This is a genomic window from Microbacterium sp. X-17 (genome assembly GCF_039615055.1).
Window position 1 is genome coordinate 203024 of sequence record NZ_JBDHNI010000003.1, and the last position, 19393, is coordinate 222416.

At 70.9% G+C, this 19393-nt stretch carries 18 protein-coding genes; 5 read left to right on the forward strand and 13 right to left on the reverse strand.

Annotated elements, in window-relative coordinates; all coding sequences use genetic code 11:
• Positions 1 to 10 precede the first annotated feature (10 nt).
• The 3 genes from ABCS02_RS15315 to ABCS02_RS15325 form a co-directional block, all read right to left on the reverse strand.
• Positions 11 to 2356 carry an arylsulfatase gene (locus ABCS02_RS15315; RefSeq protein WP_345836530.1) on the reverse strand — a complete coding sequence of 782 codons (2346 nt, stop codon included), beginning with the start codon at positions 2354 to 2356 and terminating at the stop codon, positions 11 to 13.
• 80 nt (positions 2357 to 2436) lie between these two features.
• On the reverse strand, positions 2437 to 3159 hold the full coding sequence (locus tag ABCS02_RS15320) for a Fic family protein (protein ID WP_345837322.1): 723 nt from the start codon (positions 3157 to 3159) through the stop codon (positions 2437 to 2439).
• Positions 3160 to 3567 carry a hypothetical protein gene (locus tag ABCS02_RS15325; protein ID WP_345836531.1) on the reverse strand — a complete coding sequence of 136 codons (408 nt, stop codon included), beginning with the start codon at positions 3565 to 3567 and terminating at the stop codon, positions 3160 to 3162.
• 171 nt (positions 3568 to 3738) lie between these two features.
• Between ABCS02_RS15325 and ABCS02_RS15330 the strand changes: the two genes are divergently transcribed.
• From ABCS02_RS15330 to ABCS02_RS15340, 3 genes are read left to right on the forward strand one after another with little or no spacing between them, the layout of a single operon-like run.
• Positions 3739 to 4212 carry an SHOCT domain-containing protein gene (locus ABCS02_RS15330; RefSeq protein WP_345836532.1) on the forward strand — a complete coding sequence of 158 codons (474 nt, stop codon included), beginning with the start codon at positions 3739 to 3741 and terminating at the stop codon, positions 4210 to 4212.
• Between the two features lie 13 nt (positions 4213 to 4225).
• Entirely contained in the window at positions 4226 to 5974 is a 1749-nt protein-coding gene (locus ABCS02_RS15335) for a SulP family inorganic anion transporter (RefSeq protein ID WP_345836533.1), read from the forward strand.
• Positions 5961 to 7184, forward strand: coding sequence for an AI-2E family transporter (locus tag ABCS02_RS15340; protein ID WP_345836534.1), 1224 nt, complete (start codon positions 5961 to 5963; stop codon positions 7182 to 7184). The genes ABCS02_RS15335 and ABCS02_RS15340 overlap by 14 nt, the downstream gene beginning before the upstream one ends.
• A gap of 19 nt (positions 7185 to 7203) precedes the next feature.
• Here the strand turns inward: ABCS02_RS15340 and ABCS02_RS15345 are convergent, their stop codons facing one another.
• From ABCS02_RS15345 to ABCS02_RS15375, 7 genes are all read right to left on the reverse strand, one after another.
• Positions 7204 to 7467 carry a HigA family addiction module antitoxin gene (locus tag ABCS02_RS15345; protein WP_345836535.1) on the reverse strand — a complete coding sequence of 88 codons (264 nt, stop codon included), beginning with the start codon at positions 7465 to 7467 and terminating at the stop codon, positions 7204 to 7206.
• Between the two features lie 144 nt (positions 7468 to 7611).
• The gene (locus ABCS02_RS15350; RefSeq protein ID WP_345836536.1) at positions 7612 to 8169 is read right to left on the reverse strand and encodes a hypothetical protein; all 558 of its coding nucleotides are present in this window, start codon (positions 8167 to 8169) and stop codon (positions 7612 to 7614) included.
• 55 nt (positions 8170 to 8224) lie between these two features.
• Positions 8225 to 9079: an aquaporin gene (locus ABCS02_RS15355; RefSeq protein ID WP_345836537.1), complete on the reverse strand. Its 855-nt coding sequence runs from the start codon at positions 9077 to 9079 to the stop codon at positions 8225 to 8227.
• Positions 9080 to 9089: 10 nt separating this feature from the next.
• Positions 9090 to 10187, reverse strand: a complete 1098-nt coding sequence (locus tag ABCS02_RS15360) for an ATP-binding protein (RefSeq protein WP_345836538.1) — start codon at positions 10185 to 10187, stop codon at positions 9090 to 9092.
• Positions 10184 to 12016 carry a glycoside hydrolase family 15 protein gene (locus tag ABCS02_RS15365; RefSeq protein ID WP_345836539.1) on the reverse strand — a complete coding sequence of 611 codons (1833 nt, stop codon included), beginning with the start codon at positions 12014 to 12016 and terminating at the stop codon, positions 10184 to 10186. Before ABCS02_RS15365 ends, ABCS02_RS15360 begins: the two co-directional genes overlap by 4 nt.
• A gap of 82 nt (positions 12017 to 12098) precedes the next feature.
• Positions 12099 to 13721 carry an MFS transporter gene (locus tag ABCS02_RS15370; RefSeq protein ID WP_345836540.1) on the reverse strand — a complete coding sequence of 541 codons (1623 nt, stop codon included), beginning with the start codon at positions 13719 to 13721 and terminating at the stop codon, positions 12099 to 12101.
• Positions 13722 to 13785: 64 nt separating this feature from the next.
• A complete protein-coding gene (locus ABCS02_RS15375; protein WP_345837323.1) occupies positions 13786 to 14079 on the reverse strand; it encodes a hypothetical protein in 294 nt (97 codons plus the stop codon).
• Between the two features lie 152 nt (positions 14080 to 14231).
• On the opposite strand from ABCS02_RS15375, the gene ABCS02_RS15380 reads away from it, so the two are divergent.
• Positions 14232 to 15593 (forward strand): DUF2252 domain-containing protein, encoded by a 1362-nt coding sequence (locus ABCS02_RS15380; RefSeq protein WP_345836541.1) that lies wholly within the window; start codon positions 14232 to 14234, stop codon positions 15591 to 15593.
• An 88-nt stretch (positions 15594 to 15681) separates the two neighbouring features.
• Here ABCS02_RS15380 and ABCS02_RS15385 read toward each other — a convergent pair whose 3' ends face one another.
• Complete coding sequence (locus ABCS02_RS15385; protein WP_345836542.1) at positions 15682 to 17061, reverse strand: FAD-binding oxidoreductase; 1380 nt, start codon at positions 17059 to 17061, stop codon at positions 15682 to 15684.
• Between the two features lie 154 nt (positions 17062 to 17215).
• Positions 17216 to 17992, reverse strand: a complete 777-nt coding sequence (locus ABCS02_RS15390; RefSeq protein ID WP_345836543.1) for an alpha/beta fold hydrolase — start codon at positions 17990 to 17992, stop codon at positions 17216 to 17218.
• A 41-nt stretch (positions 17993 to 18033) separates the two neighbouring features.
• Between ABCS02_RS15390 and ABCS02_RS15395 the strand changes: the two genes are divergently transcribed.
• On the forward strand, positions 18034 to 18504 hold the full coding sequence (locus ABCS02_RS15395; RefSeq protein WP_345836544.1) for a GNAT family N-acetyltransferase: 471 nt from the start codon (positions 18034 to 18036) through the stop codon (positions 18502 to 18504).
• Here the strand turns inward: ABCS02_RS15395 and ABCS02_RS15400 are convergent.
• Complete coding sequence (locus tag ABCS02_RS15400; protein ID WP_345836545.1) at positions 18450 to 19295, reverse strand: ATP-binding cassette domain-containing protein; 846 nt, start codon at positions 19293 to 19295, stop codon at positions 18450 to 18452. The genes ABCS02_RS15395 and ABCS02_RS15400 overlap by 55 nt on opposite strands.
• Positions 19296 to 19393: the final 98 nt, after the last annotated feature.

The following is a 19393-nucleotide window of genomic DNA, read 5'->3' on the forward strand; positions in this document are numbered from 1 at the left end:
CGCGTCGCTGTCAGTCCCGCGCCATCGCGGCGGCCAGGTGCGCCTCCACATCCACGTAGGCGTCGTCGGCGATGTCGAAGACGACCTTCACGATCTCACCGCCGCTGTACTCGAAGCGCGAGCCCTCGTACAGCTTCGACACCGCGTCGCCGGAGTCGTAGCCGATGCAGAGGCCCTCGCCGCACAGCGAGAAGTGGCCGAGGATCGTCCGGATCTCCTGCTCGGCGACCTTCTCGTCGTCGATGTAGAGCGCCAGCGGGCCGATGCTCTCCCGGTACTGGCCGATCCGCTCCTTCGTGAACGAGACGCCGAAGATGTGACGTCCCGGGCCGGGGACCGGCGCCGAGATGACGTTCTCCGGCGGGATGCCGAGGAAATTGTAGACGTAGGTCAGCCTCCCGTCCTTCACGAACAGGCTGTGGCCGCCGAAGCGCGAGCCGTGAGCGAAGATCACGCCCTCGGTGTCCGGCGTGGTGTCGACCTCCGCGAGCACCTTGTACGAGACGCCGTGCGTGTTCGCCGCCGACCGCTCCGGGACCTCGCTCGTGCCCGGATAGTAGGTGTACTGCCCGCTGGCCGGCACCGGGACCCGGAACTCCATCGACATGAACGTCTCGAAGTCCTTCGGGTTCCCGATGATCTGGAGGTCGTTGAGCGGGAGCACGTCGTTGCGCTTCGCCTCCTCCAGCCACAGCGCCTTCAGCTCCTCCACCTTGTCCGGATGCTCGGCCGCGAGGTCGTGGGCCTCCGACCGGTCGACGTCGGTGTGGAAGAGCTGCCAGGTGTCGCTCGGGAAGTCGCCACGGCCGCTGACCGGCCCGTGCTCGGTCACCGCCTTCCAGCCGTCGTGCCAGATCCCCCGGTTGCCGAACATCTCGAAGTACTGCGTCCGCTTCGTGGTCGCCCCGTCCGGGCCGGCGTCGAAGCTGTACGTCATCGGCACGCCGTCGAGCGGGCGCTGCTCGACGCCGTTGTAGGTCTCCGGCAGCTCCACCCCGCAGACGTCGAGGATCGTCGCGACGATGTCCGTCGAGTGGTGGTACTGGTTGCGCACCTCCCCCCGGGCCGCGATGCCCTTCGGCCAGGAGATGACCAGCGGGTCGCACACGCCGCCCTGGTAGACGTAGCGCTTGAACATCCGGTACGGCGTGGAGAACGCGGCCGCCCAGCCGGTCGGGTAGTGGTTGTAGGTGTCGGGCGAGCCGAGCTTGTCGACCATCGTCAGGTTCTGCTGGAGGTCGTCGGGGTAGCCGCCGAAGACCTTGCCCTCGTTGACCGACCCGTTCGGGCTGCCCTCGCCGGAGGCGCCGTTGTCGGCGCAGTAGATGATGAGCGTGTTGTCGAGCTGCCCGGACTCCTCCAGGTAGTCGACGATGCGGCCGACCTGGGCGTCGGTGTACTCGGAGAAGCCGGCGTAGACCTCCGCGAGCCGGCAGAACAGCGCGCGCTCCTCCGCGTTCAGCTCGGCCCAGGGGCGCACCTCGTCGGATTCGGAGAACGTCCCTGGCGGCATCGGATTCAGCTCGGTGAGCTCCGTGCCCTCCGGCAGCAGGCCGCGCTCGATCATCCGCGGCAGCACCCACTCCCGGTACGCCTCGTAGCCGTCGTCGAAGACGCCCTTGTACTTGTCGATGTACTCCTGCGGCGCGTGGTGCGGCGCGTGGTTGGCGCCGGGAGAGAACCACAGGTACCAGGGCTTGTCCGGCTCGGTCTGCTTGACGTCGCGCAGCATCCGGAGCGCCTGGTCGGCGAGATCCTTGGACAGGTGGTAGCCCTGCTCCGGGAGGGAGGGCTGGTCGATGTAGTGGTTGTCCTCCGCCAGCGCCGGGTACCAGTTGTTGGTCTCGCCGCCGATGAAGCCGTAGAACCGGTCGAAGCCCTGCGCCAGCGGCCAGTTCTTCTTGCTCGCGCCCGCCGTCCACTCGTCGATCGGGACGTTGTGGTTCTTGCCCACCCAGAAGGTCGCCCAGCCGGCGTCCCGCAGCAGGTTCGCCATCGTGGCGTTGGAGGCCGGGATGTGCGAGTTGTAGCCGGGGAACCCGGTGGACGACTCGGAGATGGTGGCGAACCCGTTGGAGTGGTGGTTGCGCCCGGTGAGCAGGGTGGACCGCGTCGGCGAGCACAGGGCCGTGGTGTGCCACTGCGTGTAGGTCAGGCCGTTCTTCGCGAGCCGCTCCATCGTCGGCATCTGGATGCGGCCGCCATACGTGGACCACGCCGCCTGCCCGGTGTCGTCGTAGAGAACGAGCAGCACGTTGGGCGAGCCCTCCGGCGCCGTCGGCGGCAGGAAGGCGTCCCAATCGGACACCGAGTCCCGCACATCGAGTTCGATCTTTCCCTGGAAATCCCTGGTCACAGCGTGTACCCCCTCGATTCAGGGGTCACGCTAGCCATCAAGGGGCGGCAGCGTCTAGGAGGGTGTCGCGGAGGACTCGGTCAACGCCTGCGGGGTCGCGCCGCCTGGTCGGCGAACGCGTCGAGCGCCTGGATCATGTCATCCGCGATCCACAGCCGGTTCCGTTTCCGCGAGTTGGCGGAGCGCAGCACGCCGCGGTCGACCAGCGCGTCGAATGCCCGGTAGGCGCCGGGCGCGGACAGGCCGAGCCTGGCCTCCACGACCGCCGCGTTGAGGACGGGCTGCTCCAGCGCGAGCGCCAATACCCGCCTGGCGGAGCTGTCCGAGCGCAGCCCGGTCAGCGCCTCCCCCCAGCGCGCCCGGATCTCCCCGATGGCCGTCGCGAGCTGCCGGCCCGTGCGCACCGCGAACCCCGCCGCCTCGGTGAACGAGCGCACGATCGGGTCGACATCGCCCGCGCGGTAGGCGGTGAGCGCCGCGTAGTAGCCGTCAACGTCGTGCAGGAGGCCGGCGGAGACGGGCACGACAACGGTCGCGGTCGTGCGGGAACGCCGCAGCATCACCTGGACGATCGCACGCCCGGTGCGGCCGTTCCCGTCGGGGAATGGGTGGATGGTCTCGAACTGGGCATGCGCGACCGCGGCGTGGATGAGCGCAGGGACGTCCCACCGCCGCATGAACCGGACCAGATCGGTCATCGACCCCGGAACGCGATCGTGGTGCGGAGGGACGAAGGCGGCGCCGTGCGGGCTCACGCCCGAGCCCCCGATCCATACCTGCTCCCTGCGGTATCCACCGGTCAGCTAGGGCGCATGATCCTCCAGGAGGGCCGCGTGCATCGCGATGATGCCTCCGTCGTCGAGCCCGTCGGAGAGTTCGAGCGCCGCCTGCATAGCGTGGACGTTGCGGACGATCTGGGGCGCGTTGCCGGTGTCGCGCTCGCCGAGCTCAGTCTCAGCAATGGCCCGGGCGCCGCTGGTCAGGTTCTCGATCTGCGACGACGAGGCGGACTCGCTCCGGAGCAGGATCGACGCGAACGGGAGGACGGAGAGGCCGAGCTCGGCGTCGAAGCGGGTCAGCAGCGACGCGGCCTCGGCGGCTTCCGCGGCGACGTCGGCGCTGACGTGCACGTCGAGTTCGGCGATCGAGGGCGCGACGGCGGACTGGTAGGGTCCCCTGCTCGACGCAGGCCAGGCTCGAACGTCGGACATGAGAACAACCCTACCCCTTATTTACACTTAATGGCCTAAGTGTAAATAACGCCCTCCCTTATTTTCACCTCCTCACCACCCCAACGACCTCTAGACGCATCTCCCCCCGCGGCGTTACTCTCAGCGCACATCCAGGCTCGGACCCGAGCCCAGGGGGAAAGGTAAAACGACATGGATTTCTGGAACAACTTCTGGAACATCATCTGGCTGTTCTTCTGGAGCTTCGCATTCATCGCGTACCTGTTCGCGCTGTTCGCGATCATCAGCGACCTGTTCCGCGACCACAAGCTCAACGGCTGGTGGAAAGCGCTGTGGATCATCTTCCTGATCTTCGTTCCGTTCCTCACCGCGCTCGTCTACCTCATCGCCCGCGGGCCGGGGATGGCGGAGCGCAGCCAGAAGGAGGCCCGCCAGGTGCAGCAGAGCACCGACGCCTACATCCGCGAGGTGGCGTCCTCCAGCCCGTCCGACGAGATCGCGAAGGCGAAGGCCCTCCTCGACGCCGGCACCATCACCCCCGAGGAGTTCGCGCACCTGAAGAGCGTCGCCCTCGGCCACCAGGCCGGAGCCGGGGCGCACGCGGCGCCCGCGGCCCCCGCCGCCCCGTCCGCGCCGACCCCGCCGCCGGCAGCGCCCACGGCGTGATCGAACGGGATCGGTGACCGACGTGACCGACCCGACCGCGACGGCGCCGGAGTCCTCCAGGGCTCCGGCGCCGTCGCGCACCCGCATCCGGCCGCTGGCCGGGCTGACCGCGAGGAACGCGGTCCGCGAGGTGCTCGGCGGGGTCACGCTGCTGGCCATCGCCATCCCGCTCAACATCGGCTACGCGCAGATCGCCGGCCTCCCCGCCACCGCCGGGCTGTACGCGCTGGTCATCCCGGCCGTCGTCTACGCGCTCACCGTGTCGTCGCGGCAGCTGGTCGCGTCGCCGGACGCCGCGGCCGCTGCGCTGGTGGCCTCCTCGCTCGGCGGCCTCGCGGTCGCCGGCCACCAGGACCTGTATTCCCCCGGCGGATATGGAACGCTGGCACTCGCTCAGGCCCTGATCAGCGGCGTGATGTTCCTGCTGTGCTCCTTCTTCAAGCTCGGGTTCCTCGCCAACTTCCTCTCCAAACCGATCCTGGTCGGCTTCGTCGGCGGCCTCGCCCTCGACATCCTGGTGTCGCAGGTCGCCAAGATGCTGGGCGTCAAGATCGACTCCGGCGGGGAGTTCCTGGAGAAGGTCGGCGGGCTCATCACCGGACTGCCGACGCTCAACGTCTGGTCGCTGCTCATCTCGCTCGGCGCCCTCGTCGTCCTGCTGGTCGGGCGCCGGCTCGCCGGCGCCATGCCCTGGGCGCTCCTCGTCCTCATCGTCGCGACCGTCGTGGTCGTGTTCACCGGCGCGGAGAGGGCCGGCGTCGCTGTGCTCGGCCACGTCGACGCCGGACCTCCGACCCTCACCTGGCCGGTCATCGCGTGGGGCCAGTGGCTCGCGCTCATCCCCTCGGCCATCGCCCTCACCGTCGTCGCGATGGGCGAGGGCCTGCTCGTCTCGCGCTCCTACGGCGAGAAGCGCGGCTACCCGACCCGTCCCGACCGCGACCTGTTCGCGTTCGGCGCCGCCAACATCGCCGCGGGCGTCAGCGGCGGCTTCGCGGTCGGGTCGTCGACCTCCCGCACCGCCGCCATGGACCAGTCCGGCTCCCGCACCCAGCTGCCCTCCCTGATCACGGCCCTCGGCACCCTGCTGCTCCTGATCTTCGGGACCGCCCTGCTGGCGGACATCCCCTCCCCCGCCATCGGCACGATCGTCGCCGTGGCGGTCGTCCCGCTGCTCGGCATCCCCGACTTCATCCGGCTCTGGCGGCTCGACCGGTTCGAGTTCGCGATCGGCGCCGCCTGCTTCCTCGGCGCCCTGATCGTCGGGCCGATCGCCGGGATCGTGATCGCGTTCGTCCTCGCGGTCATCAACGTCACGCGCCGGGCGGCCAACCCGCCGATCGACACGCTGGCCGCGGACGGCGACCCGGAGCACTCCCTCCTGGAGGCCGCCCCCGCCGGGGAGCCGACCGTCCCGGGCGTCGTGGTCGTCCGGCTGGCCGCGCCGCTGTTCTTCGCGAACTCGACCTCCTTCGAGAAGGCGGTGAAGCGCGCCGTCCAGGACACCGGCGCCACCCACGTCGTGCTCGACATGGAGGCCGTCACCGACGTCGACGTGACCGGCGCCGAATCGTGGGAGGCCGTCCAGACCTTCCTGGCCGCGCACGCGGGCGACCTCGCCCTCAGCCGGGTGCGCCCCGGCATCCGCGACCGCCTCCACCACCTCGAACTCCTCGACGGGGTGCGCTTCTTCGACACCAACCGGGAGGCCATCATGGCGCTCCAGACACCGATCGCGGAAACCGATCATGTCCACGACTAGCGGGATCTGGCCGTTCCGCCGCCGCACCCGCGCGCCGGAGCCGCCGCCGCCGGCCGGACCCGACCCCGACCAGGAGGCCACCGCCGCGAACGGCCGCAGCGTGCGCATCCTCCTCGCGCTGGCGGGCGGCGTCGTCATCCTGATCGGGATGCACGCGATCGCCGGCATCCTCGCCCCGACCCTGCTCGCGCTGGTGCTCGTCATCTGCGCGCAGCCGGTGCGGGTCTGGCTGGAGCGGCACGGCACCCCGAGCGGCGTCGCGACCGGCGCCGTCGCGCTGACGACGTTCGCCCTGCTGGCGGGGTTCGCCGCCCTCCTCATCATCGCGATGGCCCAGTTCGTCTCGATGCTGCCCCAGTACAAGGAGCAGTTCCAGCAGATCGGCCAGCAGTTCGCGAGCTGGCTGACGAGCATCGGCATCAGCCCGCAGGACCTCCAGGTGGTGACGCAGGGCTTCGACCCGACCAAGCTGCTCAACTTCTTCAGCGGCCTGCTCGGGGGCGCCTTCGGTCTCATCACCTTCGGCGTGATCGTGCTGACCATGCTCATCCTGATGCCCGCCGACGCCGCCTACACGCCGACCCTGCTGCGCCAGCTCGAACCGACCAAGCCCAACCTGGTGTACGCGCTCACCGGCTTCGCCCACAGCGTCCGGCGATACATGGTCGTCACGACCGTGCTCGGCCTCGTGCAGGGCGTCATCAACGGCGTCGCGCTGTTCATCCTCGGTGTGCCCGCGGCGCTGCTGTGGGCGATCCTGTCCTTCCTGTGCAGCTTCATCCCCAACGTCGGCTACTTCCTGGCGCTGGTGCCTCCGCTGGTGTTCGGCTACCTGATCGGCGGCTGGGGCACCGTCATCGCGATCATCGTCATCTACGGAGTCGTCAACGCCGTCGTGCAGTCGGTCGTGCAGCCGAAGGTGGTCGGCAACGCGGTGGCGCTCAGCCAGACGCTCACCTTCTTCTCCGTGCTGCTCTGGGCGATCGTGCTCGGCGCGATCGGCGCCATCCTCGCCATCCCGCTGACGCTGCTGGCCCGGGCGATCCTGGTGGACTCGGACCCGCGCGCCCGGATCTGGCGTGCCGTCATCGGCGACCTCCGGGAGACGAAGGACCTGATGAAGGTGGAGTCCGACGCCGCGAAGGCGGAGCGGAAGTCGGCGAAGGACGCGAAGCGCACTCCCGCTGTCGACGAGCGGAAAGAGGAGTAGATGGGGAGTGGGAGTGCGATCAGCCCGCCGCCGCGGCCCTGGCGTGCTCCAGCTCGTAGCGCATCTGCATCCTGAGCCACAGCTCGGCGGTACCGATGCTGTTGGCTTCCAGGGTGAGAGCGAGCTTGGTGCTGATCGCGGCGTGGCCGTTGAGGACCCGCGACAGGGCCGGGCGGGACATCCCCAGCTTCAGCGCGGCCTCGCCGACGGTCAGCCCGAGGCCCTCGGGTCCGAGCTGCTCCGCGAGCACCTCGCCCGGGTGCGGTCTGTTGTGCATCGTCATCATCCGCTCCTTCTTGGTCAGTGGTAGTCGCACGACTGTAACGTGAAACGGCACACGTCACAACTGAAACTGAAACGTGAGTAATTGCGGAATTCGTACCGGCGATTTCCGCAACGACTCACGTCTCGCGGACCCGGCGGGGCCTCAGTGCTGCAATGTCGTCTTGAGGACGATTACGACGAAGCCGAAGAGGCCTGTCACGGCTGCGCCGGTCAGGCAGACCAGGACCGACCTTCCGCGGATCAGGAAGACCAGGTAGCCCAGCAGGGCCAGCAGCAGCACCGTCAGCCAGAGCGACACGAACACGCCGACCTCGGCGGGGAGGAGGCCGAGCGCCGCCAGCAGCAGCGGGATGCTCGGGACGACGGCCGCCTCCAGCATGCCGCTCGACTCGAACAGTGCGTGCCGGAGGGAGTCGACGATCCGCCCGCGGACACTGTCGTCGTCGGCGTGGAAGCCGAGGGCGGTGGAGTAGACGTGGGCCAGCCAGAACACCACGATGCTCACCAGGCTGAAGACCAGGACGTGCAGGGCGTCCGCCTGGTCCGACGCACCTCCCGAGCTGGCGGCGACCACGCTCGCGTAGACGATGGTGCCGTAGATGCCCGCGGGCGTGCCCCAATGCCGCCACAGCGCGCGTTGCACCCGGACTCCGCCGCCCGCAGCGGCAGCACCCGGCTGGTTGAGGTCCATCGAGTCCATGAGGACATCATGGTCCGCGGCCGGTCGCGGCGTCAGCCCCGTCGCGGCACGCGCCTCACTCCTTGTCCGGGAAGCGCGCCTCCGTCCCGAGCCCGCCCTGCGCCGCCGCCGAGCCGGCCAGGCCTCCCCCGCGGCCGCGCAGCAGGAACGCCGCGCCGACCGCGATCACCGCGCCCGCGACCGGGCCGACGATGTAGACCCAGTAGGCGTCCCAGTGCCCGCTCACCAGGTCGGGCCCGAACGTGCGGGCCGGGTTCATCGAGGCGCCGGAGATCGGGCTCCCCCACAGCCCGGCCAGCGCGATGTAGGCGCCGACGCCGAACGCGCCGATGATGCCGAGGTTCTGGGCTCCGGAGGCCGTGCCCAGGATGACGCTCACCAGGCCGAACGTCAGCACCGTCTCCATCAGCAGCGCGTCCCACGAGCTGAAGCCGGACGCCGGGTAGTTCGAACCGTACCGCGCCGACACGTGGGTGACGCCCTCCAGGAACCACGCCGCGAGGGAGGCCCCGCCGAGTTGCACGATGATGTAGCCGGGCACGCGCGACCACGGGAAGTCCCCGCGCAGCGCGAACGCCACGCTGACCGCCGGGTTGAGGTGCGCGCCGGAGACCTTGCCCATGAAGAGGATGATCGCGAACACCATCAGCGCCGGCGCGGTCACGGCGGCCGTGCGCGAGATCGTGTTCGGGAACGCCTGGCCCATCATCCCGCCGCCCGCGGCCACCAGCACCAGGAAGAAGGTGCCCAGCAGTTCGGAGAACAGCCGCCGCCACTCCTGCGAGGTGTCGTGGAAGTCCTCGATGGACTGCTCGATCGACGCGGGCACGTGCATGAGCCGCCCGTGCACCACGTCGTTCATGATCCCGCGCGCCTCCGCGGCGTCCCTGCGGGTCTGCTCCTGGCTCATGGCGCCTCCTCTACACTTCCACCGCGCTCGGCTCCACCGAGAGGTCGCTGCCGCCCTCCACGGTGATGCGCCGACCGACCCGGACGAGTTGCGGCTCGTCCGAGAACGCGCCCGCGAACAGCGCCTCGCCCTTCCGGAACGTGGGCGACTGCTCCAGCAGGTGCTGCGGGACGAACCCGAACACGTCGCCGATCTCGTCGATGTCGCGCGGCGAGTTCATCCGCATCAGGCCGAGGTTGTCGCACTGGGACAGCACGTTCGGGTGGATCTTGGTGGGCCGCTGCGTGGAGAGGAACAGCCACAGCCCGAACTTGCGGCCCTCCGCGGCGATCTGGATGAGCTGCTCGGTGAGCTGCGCCTCCACGCTGTTCCGCGGCACGGGCGGGCAGAAGTTGTGCGCCTCGTCCAGGACGATCAGCAGCGGGTTGCGCTCCATCCGCTTCTCCCAGAGGTGCTCCAGCACGCACAGCGCTGCCGCCTGGGGCTCGGCCTGGTGGGCGAAGCCGCCGACGTCGAGCACGGTGACGCGCGGGCGCTCGTCGATGGTGTCCACGACCGAGGAGCGGCCGAACGACCAGAGCGGCCAGTCCAGGATCTCCAGGTTGTCGATCCGCATCCCGAGCCGCTGGCGCGCCGGGTCGTCCGAGGAGGCGAGCGCCTCCAGGAACCGCTCCTTGTCGAAGTGCTGCCCCGGCGACTTGTCGAGGTGCAGGAGGGCGTTGTACTCCTCCTCGTCGGCGATCGGGTCGAGCCGGCCGACCGCGGCCTGCGAGCGGACGCTGAGGTCGACGTACCGGGCGTGGAGCTGCGGCTCGGTGCGGGTGCTGGAGTGGAAGACCCGGATGTCGAAGGCCGCGAACCGTTCGCGTTCCTCGGCCGACGCGTCGTCCCGCGTGCGCGACACCCGCACGAAGTCGGCGTTCGGGTCGAGCACCGCCATCGGCAGCGCGGTCTGCAGCAGCAGTTGCTCCAGCACGACGCCGAGCGCGTAGGTCTTGCCCGACCCGCTCTGCCCGCACCAGAACGTGTGCCGGTTGAAGCGCGAGCCGTCGATGACGGCGGGACGCTCGGGCGCGTCGACGGTGGCGCCGATGGTGAGCGGGATCATCGTGCGGCCTTCCGGTTGGTGGCGCTCTGGGCGGTGAGTGCGGCGTCGAGCGCGATCGCCGCCCGGATGAGCGCGAGGTGGGTGAACGCCTGCGGGAAGTTGCCGAGCTGGAGGCCGGCGGGGTCGATCTCCTCGGCGAACAGGCCGACATGGTTGCCGTAGGTGAGCATCTTCTCGAAGGCGTACTGCGCCTCGTCCAGCCGGCCGGCGTCGGTCAGGGCGCAGACGTAGAAGAACGAGCACAGCGAGAAAGTGCCCTCCTCGCCAGGGAGGCCGTCCGGCGACGCCGACGGGTTGTAGCGGTAGACGAGGCTGTCGGTCACCAGCTCCTCCCCGATCGCGTCGAGCGTCGAGAGCCACATCGGGTCCGTCGGCGAGATCATCCCGACCAGCGGCATCAGCAGCGTGATCGCGTCCACGACGTCGGTGCCGGGATGCTGCGTGAAGGCCTTCCGCTCCGGGTTCCAGCATTTCGTGAACACCTGCTCGTAGATCGCGTCGCGGGTGCTGATCCAGCGCTCCAGCGGCGCCGGGCGGCTGCGCTCGCGGGCGATTGTGATGGCGCGGTCGAAGGCGACCCAGCACATGATCCGGCCGTAGGTGAAATCCTTGCGGCCTCCGCGGGTCTCCCAGACGCCCTCGTCGGGCTGGTCCCAGTTGTCGGCGAGCCAGTCGAGGATGCCGACGAGCTTCATCCAGCCGGGATGGCCGATCGGGTGATGGTCCTCCGCGATCGACAGTGCGTCCATCGCCTCGCCGTAGATGTCGAGCTGGAGCTGGTCGGCGGCGCCGTTGCCGATGTGCACCGGCGTCGAGCCCGCGTAGCCCTCGAAATGGTCGAGGGTGAGCTCCTCCAGGTCGGACGAGCCGTCGATGCGGTACATGATCTTGAGCGGGCCTGAGCTCTCGCCCACCTGCTCGGAGACCCGGTCGGCGGTCCACAGCGCGAAGGAGATGGCCTCCTCCTCGTAGCCGAGGGCGAGCAGCGAGTACACCGAGAACGAGGCGTCGCGGATCCAGGTGTAGCGGTAGTCCCAGTTGCGCACGCCGCCGAGCTGTTCGGGGAGCGCGGCGGTGGGAGCGGCGACCAGCGCTCCGCTCGGCGCGTACTGCAACAGCTTCAGCACCATCGCGGAGCGCTCCACGTCCTCCCGCCAGCGGCCGGAGTAGCCGCTGCGGCCGATCCAGTCCCGCCAGAACGCCACCGTCTCGCGGAACAGCCGGTTGCCGCGCGCCCGCCCGATGTCGCGGGGCTCGCCGCGCGGCTCGGTCTCGAACGCGAAGATCCGCAGGTCGCCGGCGCCGAGCGCGAACTCCAGGTCGACGTCGCCGTCCACCAGCGCCTCCGCCGGCACGCCGTGCAGGGCCGCGCTGGTGGTGTCGTCGGCGAACAGCACGCCGTTGTCGGAGGCCGTGGCCGTGTGCGCGCTGCGGCCGTAGTCGAACCGCGGGCGGCACTCCAGCCGGAAGGTCAGCTCGCCGCGCACCACCCGCACGGCGCGCACGATGATGCGCCGGGCCGTGGCGATCCGCGGCTCGTCGGCGACCGGCATGAAGTCGATGACCTCCCCGACCCCCGCCGACGACATGAAACGGGTGATCAGCACCGCGGTCTGCGGGAAGTACATCTGCCGGATGCGCACGTCGTCGGCCAGCGCGTGGATGCGGAAGAAACCGCCCTTCTCGCGGTCGAGCAGCGATGCGAACATCGTGGGCGAGTCGAAGCGGGGCGCGCAGAACCAGTCGATGGAGCCGCCCGTCGAGACCAGCGCGACCGTCTGCAGGTCGCCGATCAGCCCGTGGTCCGCGATGTCGGGGAACGCCTCCATGCCGGTCTCCTCCCGTCGTGCCGCGCCGGGCGGCGCTGACGGCCGCATGCTAGCTCCGGGCGCGAGCGCGGCACCAGACCTGTCAGCGGGACGGAGTTTCCTCCTCCGCCTCCTCGCTCGCCTCGCCGTCCGGCTTCCCCAGCACGCTCGACGGCAGGTTGCGCGAGAAGAACACCGCGCCGAGCGAGACCATCGCCAGCGCCGCGAACGACAGCCGCAGTGCGTCGAGCTGCGACGTGCTGTAGATGGACGAGAGCTCGTTCGCCTGATCCTGGGAGAGGCCGGCGTCCGTCGCGATCTTCGGCACGTCGGCCACCGGCACCACCGCGACGCCGGCCTGCGTCTCCGCCGCGATCTGCTGCTGCACTGAGCTCGGGAGGGTGCTCGCCGCCACCCCGCCGCTGAACAGTGTGGTGAGCGAGGCGATCATCACCGAGCCGATCAGTGCCGTCCCGAGCGACGATCCCAGGTTCTGGTAGACCCCCTGGACTCCGCCCGCCTCACTGAGCTCGTCGTCCCCCACCGCCGACATGGTCACGTTGCCGAGCTGGGACGCGAGCAGGCCGAGGGCCGCTCCGGCCAGGAACATCCCGGTGCCGAAGATCCAGTTGTCGAGCTTCGTGTCCACCGAGCCGAGCAGCACCAGGCTCGACAGCACGAGCCCGTACTGGCCGATCCGGGCGATGAGCTTCGGCGACAGCCGCCGCGCGAGCGCGGTCCCGAGGATGGAGAACAGCACGAGCGCGACCGACAGCGGGAAGATCCGCAGCCCGGTCGACAGCGCGTCCAGCCCCAGCGAGAGCTGCAGGAAGATCGGGACGATGAAGAACAGGCCGGCGGTCACCGTGTACTGGATGCCGAGGCTCCCGACGCCCGCGCGGAGCTGCCGGAGCCGCAGGATGGCGGTGTTCAGCAGCGGAGGCCTCCCGAGCCGGATCAGCCGGCGCTGACGGAGGAAGAACAGCCAGAGCAGGACGGCCCCGAGCCCGACGATGAACGGCACCGGCGAGATCCCGAGGATCTTGATGTCCTGCTGGGTCGGCAGAATCCAGCCCCAGGTCTTCGTCTGCAGGAGGCCGTAGACGATGAGCACGAGCGCCGCGGCGGACAGCACGACCGAGAGGATGTCGATCCGGATGCGCAGGCGCTCGCCGTTGTCGGAGACCACGTTGCGGAACAGCAGCACGATCGCCATGATGACGACCTCGCCCGCGAACACGTACCGCCAGCTCGCGTAGGTGGTGAGGAAGCCGCCGATCAGCGGCCCGACCGCGACGGCCACGCCGGACGCGGCGCCGATCGTGGCGAACGCCGTGACCCGCGCGTGCCCCGAGTAGTTATCCGCGATGAGCGCGGCGATGGCCGGGATGACCAGCACGGCGCCCAGCCCCTCCACCACCGACCAGCCGAGGAAAAGCACCACGATGTTCGGCGCGAGCGCGGTGGTGCCGGAGCCGACGGCGTACACGATCGAGCCGATGACGAGCGCCCGCCGGCGGCCCCAGACGTCCCCGAGCTTCGCGCCGAGCAGCATGAAGGCGGCCATCGTCAGCGTGTAGAAGGTGATGCACGCCTGCATGGCGGAGATGGTGGTGTGGAGGTCCTTGACGACGGTCGAGATGGAGACGTTCATCACGGTGCTGTCGAGCGTCATCACGAACTGCGCCGACGCGAGCACCGTGACCGCGCCCCACCGATTCGCCATGCCGCCACCTCCGGAAAATCTGCCCGATGGTAGCCCGCGGCCGTCGCGCCGCACCAGCCCCGGCTCAGCGCCGCAGCACGCGCAGGCCCTCCGGCGCCGGGAACGGCAGCGGGTAGTAGAGCTGGGGTGCGCCGACCGCGCCGAAGTCGTCCTTCTTCGCGACGATCCGCTCCGGCGAGACCTCCGCCAGCCGGACGCGCAGCCACGAGCCGTCCGGCTGACGCAGCTCGTACAGCTCGGCGAGGTAGCCGATGCCCGCGGCGTCGAGCGCCTCCTCCGCCTCCAGCCAGCCGACCGGGCCGCCCAGGTCGCGGCCGAGCAGGTCGACGGGGACGAAGAGGTCGCCGGACGGGCGCATCCAGCCGACGCGCTCGCCGTCGTGGCGGCGGTGCTCGATCCAGTCGCCCCGGTCTGTCCCGTCCGTGTGATCCACGGCGTCCAGACTAACGGGAACCGTCTACCCGCCCGCCGCCCACCGAGCTACCATGAGCGCCACCCAGGAGGTGCGTCATGACGACCATCGCGACCCCGCTCACCGAAACCGAGCTCTACGACGCCGGCCGCGCGGCCCGCTCGCAGGTGCCGCGGTCCGCGCAGGCGGAGTACACGCCGCCGCCCGGGCGCGACCCGCTCGGCATCCTGCACGAGCAGAACGAGTCGCGGCTCCCGAACCTCGTGCAGTTGCGCATGCAGCGGATGAGCACCGACCCGTTCGCCTTCTACCGCGGCACCGCCGCCCTGCAGGCCGCCGACATGCGCGAGGCCCCGACCTCCGGCGCCGAGGTCGTGATCTGCGGCGACGCGCACATCAGCAACTTCGGCATCTACCGGTCCCCGGAGCGCGCGATGGTGTTCGACATCAACGACTTCGACGAGGCGTCGGTCGGCCCGTGGGAGTGGGACGTGCGGCGGCTGCTGGCCAGCGTCGTCCTGGCCGGGCGCTCGCTCGGCATGGGCGGCTCCGACCTGCGCTCCATCGTGGTCTCGGCGGCCGCGATGTACCGCAACTCCCTGCGGAACGCCCTCCAGCAGACGCTCATCGGCCGGTACTTCCGGCCGACCAGCCTGGTGGACAGGCAGATCCTCAGTCCGGACAGCGAGCGCATGATCAAGAGAACCCTCAAAGAGTCGGAGAAGCGCACGAGCGAGCGCGTCGCCCGGCGCTCCCTGGAGGAGGGCGGCGACGGGGGCGTGCAGTTCGTCGAGAACCCGCCCGTGCTCACCCGGCTGGAGCCGGAGATCCGCACACTCATCGAGTCGGTCTTCACCGCGTATCGGGCAACGGTCCCCACGAACCTCGCGCTGATGCTGTCCCAGTACACGGTGCTCGACGCCGCGCGCCGCGTGGTCGGCGTCGGCAGCGTCGGGACGCGCTGCTTCATCATCGCGCTCGGCGACCCGACCGGCGACGTGCTCATCCTCCAGCTCAAGGAGGCCAGCCGCTCCGTCATCCAGCAGTACGGCGGAGTCGTGCCCGTGGTCGGCTACCTCGACCCGGACCTGGAGGCGCTGCACCAGGGCTACCGGGTCGTCGGCTGCCAGCGCATCCTGCAGGCGGTGTCCGACCCGTTCCTCGGCTACCTGAATGTGGAGGACTACAGCTTCTACATGCGCATCTTCCGCAACCGGAACGCGTCGTTCGAGATCGCCGACATGAACCGCGTCCAGTTCGGCGACTACGCGCAGTCGTGTGCCGTCGTCCTGGGCCGTGCCCACGCGCGCTCGCCGAAGGCGCAGTTCGCCGCCGGGTACATGGGCACGGGGGGCTCGTACGTGCGGGCGGTGGCCGAGTGGGCGCACTCGTACGCGAACCAGTCCGAAGCGGACTACGCGACCTTCGTCGACGCCGTCCGCGCCGGCGACTTCAGCTGAACCCTCCAAGCACCTCGCCGAGGGGCACGTAAACGCCCTAAAACCGCGTTTTAGGGGCGTTTACGTGCCCTTCGGCGGGCGGTCGGGGTCAGTCGAGCGGGTGGGCGGTGCGGATGACGCGCTCCGGGTCGTACGCCTGCTTGATCGCGCGCAGCCGCTCCAGCGTCGCCGGGTCGTAGAACCGGGACGGCGAGGCTGGGGCCTCGCGGAAGTTGGAGTAGTCGCGCGCGCTCATCCACGGCTCCAGCGCCGCGCGCATCGCGGCCACCTGGGACATGAGCACCGGGGCGAGCGCCGGGTCGGGCAGCATCCCGACGGCGTAGGCGAGGAAGCGGCCGGGGAAGTGGTCGACCGCTCCCCCGTCCTCGGCCGGACGGCCGGCCGCTCCGCCGAGGTGCCGCAGGTCGATCGCCAGCAGCGCGGTGTCCGCCCCGGGGCCGGCGAGCGCGAGCAGCGCCTCGATCGCGGCCTCCGGGAGGTCGTCGAGGATCAGGCCGTCGCCGATTGCCGGCACCGGCTGTGGCGGGTCCATGTGGACGAGCCCGAGCTGCGCGGCAGGGAGGACGCCGAACGTGTCGATGGCCGGGCCGAGCGCGCGCAGCGGCTCCAGGACCGCCGCGGCCTCGTCCTCCGGCAGGTCGATCGCGCCGTCCACACCGACGAACGCCTGCCCGCGCAGGAAGTCCGGGAGGTCGGGCAGCGGCGGGATGTGCAGCAGCCGCACGCAGGTCGTCGCCGCCTCGGTCAGGTCGCGCGTCCACCCCTCGTAGGCGCGCAGCACCTCCCCCGCGCGCGCGATCGGGTAGAGAAGCATCCCCGCGTACACGGTAGCGACCGGGAACACGGTGAAGGTAAGCGCCGTGACGATCGCGACGTTGCCCCCGCCGCCGCGCAGCGCCCAGAACAGGTCGGGCTCGGTGCTGGCCGTCACGTGCCGCTGCCGGCCGTCGGCCGTGACCACGTCGATCGCGGTGACCGCCGAGCAGCCGAGACCGCGCTCCCGCGCCATCCAGCTGTAGCCGCCGCCGAGCAGGTAGCCGGCGACGCCGACGTCCGGCGAGGAGCCGGCGAGGGCGGCGAGGCCGTGCGGCGCGAGGGCGGCGGTGACCTCGCCCCACAGCACGCCGGCGCCCGCGCGGACGCTGGAGCCCACGACGTCGACCTCCACCTCCCGCAGCCGGGACGTGCGCAGCAGCACGGAGCCGGCGAGGTCGCCGAGCGGCGCGGCGAGGTGGCCGGTGCCCTGCGGCACGACGCGCAGGCCGCGGTCGCGCGCGAACCCGACGACCACTGCGATGTCGGAGGCGTCGGCCACCACGACCACGGCCTCCGGGCGCTGGTCGGCGGCGAGGTTCCAGCCCTGCCGTTCGAGGTCCCAGTCGGGATCGGCGGGGGTGACGACACGGCCGGTCAGCCGGGCGGCGAGATCGCGGAAGCGATCCGAGACGGCGGTCTCGGTGAGAGACATAGTGGTGCTCCTGTTCGGGTACGGGTTTCTGGTGAGTGCCGCCGACGGCCGGGCACGCACGGCGACGGGAGCAAGGATGCTCCTCCCTCCGGGTCTCGCACCACCCCGAAGTGACAATTGCTCATTTGAGCACGTGCCCCTCGGCGGGTGGTTTTCAGGGGGTGGCGAGGAAGGCGCGGACGGCGGCCAGGACCTCCGGCGTGTCCAGGTGCAGCCCGTGCCGCGCGTCCAGCTCCAGCAGCCGGGCGTGGGGGATGCCGTCCGCGAGCAGCCGCGCGTGCGCCACCGGCGTGAGCGCGTCCCCGCGGCCGTGGATCACGAGGGTCTCCGCGCGGATCCGGCCGAGCTCCTCCCGCGCGTCGTGGTCGCGGCTCGCGGCGAAGTGCCCGCGCAGCGCCGGCCGCGACGCGACCCGGTCGAAGAACCCGGCCACCGCCCCCGGGTTGGCCCGCGCCCAGTCCGCGTCGAAGAACAGCGGCAGCATCCGGTCCCGGTCGCCGCTCAGGAGGTCGCCGACGACGGCCGGGTCGCGCCGGTCGTCCGCTCCCCCGGCCCGGTCGCTGGCCGTCGTGCCGATGAGCACCAGCCGGCGGACCCGGGACGGATGCTCGGCCGCGAGCCACTGCGCCACGCGCCCGCCCATCGAGTGCCCGAGGACGTGCGCGGCGGAGACCCCCGCCTCGTCCAGCACCGCGAGCGCGTCGTCGGCGAACTGCCGCGTGCTGTAGGCGGCTGGGTCGCCCGCGCCGCTGTCGCCGATGCCGCGGTGGTCGAACACGATCACGCGGAAGCCCTCGGCGAGGGCGTCCGCGAACGGTCCCCAGCCGTGCATCCCGGTCGCCTGCCCGGCGATGAGCAGCAGCGGAACGCCGCTCCCGCGCTCCTCGAACGCGATCGGCACACCGTCGTCGGCGGTCGCGAGAGGGGGCACGGCGTGTGAGTCTACCGGCCGCCACCCGCTAGCATCGCGGCATGCGTGTGCGACTGCGGCCGGTGACCGACGCCGACGCCGACGCCGCCTTCGAGATGATGCGCGACCCGGAGGCCGTGCGGATGGCGGCGTTCACCGCCGCCGACCCCGACGACCGGGCCGACTTCGACGCCCGGTGGCGGCGCCACCTCGGCGATCCGGCGATCACGATGCGCGCGGTGGAGGCCGACGGCGGCTTCGCGGGGACGGTCGCGGCCTTCACCCTCGACGGCGACCGGGAGGTCACCTACTGGATCCGCCGCGAGCTCTGGGGCAACGGCATCGCGACCGCTGCTCTCCTCCTGCTCGTCGCGGCCGAGCCCGGGCGGCCGCTGCACGCGCGGGTCGCCGCGGCCAACATCGGCTCGCAGCGGGTGCTGGCACGTGCCGGGTTCGTGGAGACCGGCCGGGAGACGTCCTACGCGGCGGGCGCCGGGAGGCCCGTGGAGGAGCTGCTGCTCGAACTGCGCTGAGCGGCCTCGCTCCGCACCGCCCGCGCGCTCCACCGCCCCTCCTCGCGCTCCACCCGGATCGGGTGCTCGAACGCCGCGCTCACCGTCCCGGTGGTCACGGCCTCCGCGATCGGGCCGGCCGCGACGATGCGCCCGTGCGACAGCAGCAGGGCGTGCGAGGTCGTCTCCGGCAGCTCCTCCAGGTGGTGGGTGACGAGAACGCTCGCCAGGTCCGGCACCGCGACCGACAGCCCGTCGATGGTCTCCAGGAGCTGCTCCCGCGCGGCGACGTCGAGGCCGGTCGTCGGCTCGTCCAGCAGCAGGAGCCGCGGCTCGGACACGAGCGCCCGCGCGATCAGGGCCCGGCCGCGCTCCCCCTGCGAGAGCGTGGGCCAGCGGGCGTCGCGCAGCCCGTCCAGGCCGATCGTGCGGATCAGGTCGCGGGCGCGGGCGACCTCCCCGGCTGCGGGCTCCCAGCGCATCGGCGGCTCCAGCGTGCCGGTGATCCCGGTGAGGACGACCTCCGTCACGGTGAGCGGTGAGCGCACGGGATGACGCGGGTTGACGTGGCCGATGTGGCGGCGGAGCTCCTGCAGCTCGACCCGTCCGAGCCGCCGGCCGAGCACGTCGACCGTTCCGGAGGTCGGGAACGCGACGGCGCCGCAGAACCCGAGCACCGTGCTCTTCCCGGCGCCGTTCGGGCCGAGCAGCGCCCAGTGCTCCCCCGCGCGCACGGCGAAGCCGATGTCCTCCAGGATGTGGCGGCCGTCACGCCGGAAGGTCACGTCCCGCAGTTCGAGCACCGTCTCCATGCGTCCATCCTGCCCTGTCCGGCACGGTCGTCCCGCGCCCTCCCGGCGCAGGTCACAGTTCGGTCTCACACGGCACATCGTCACCGGAAACGTAGGAA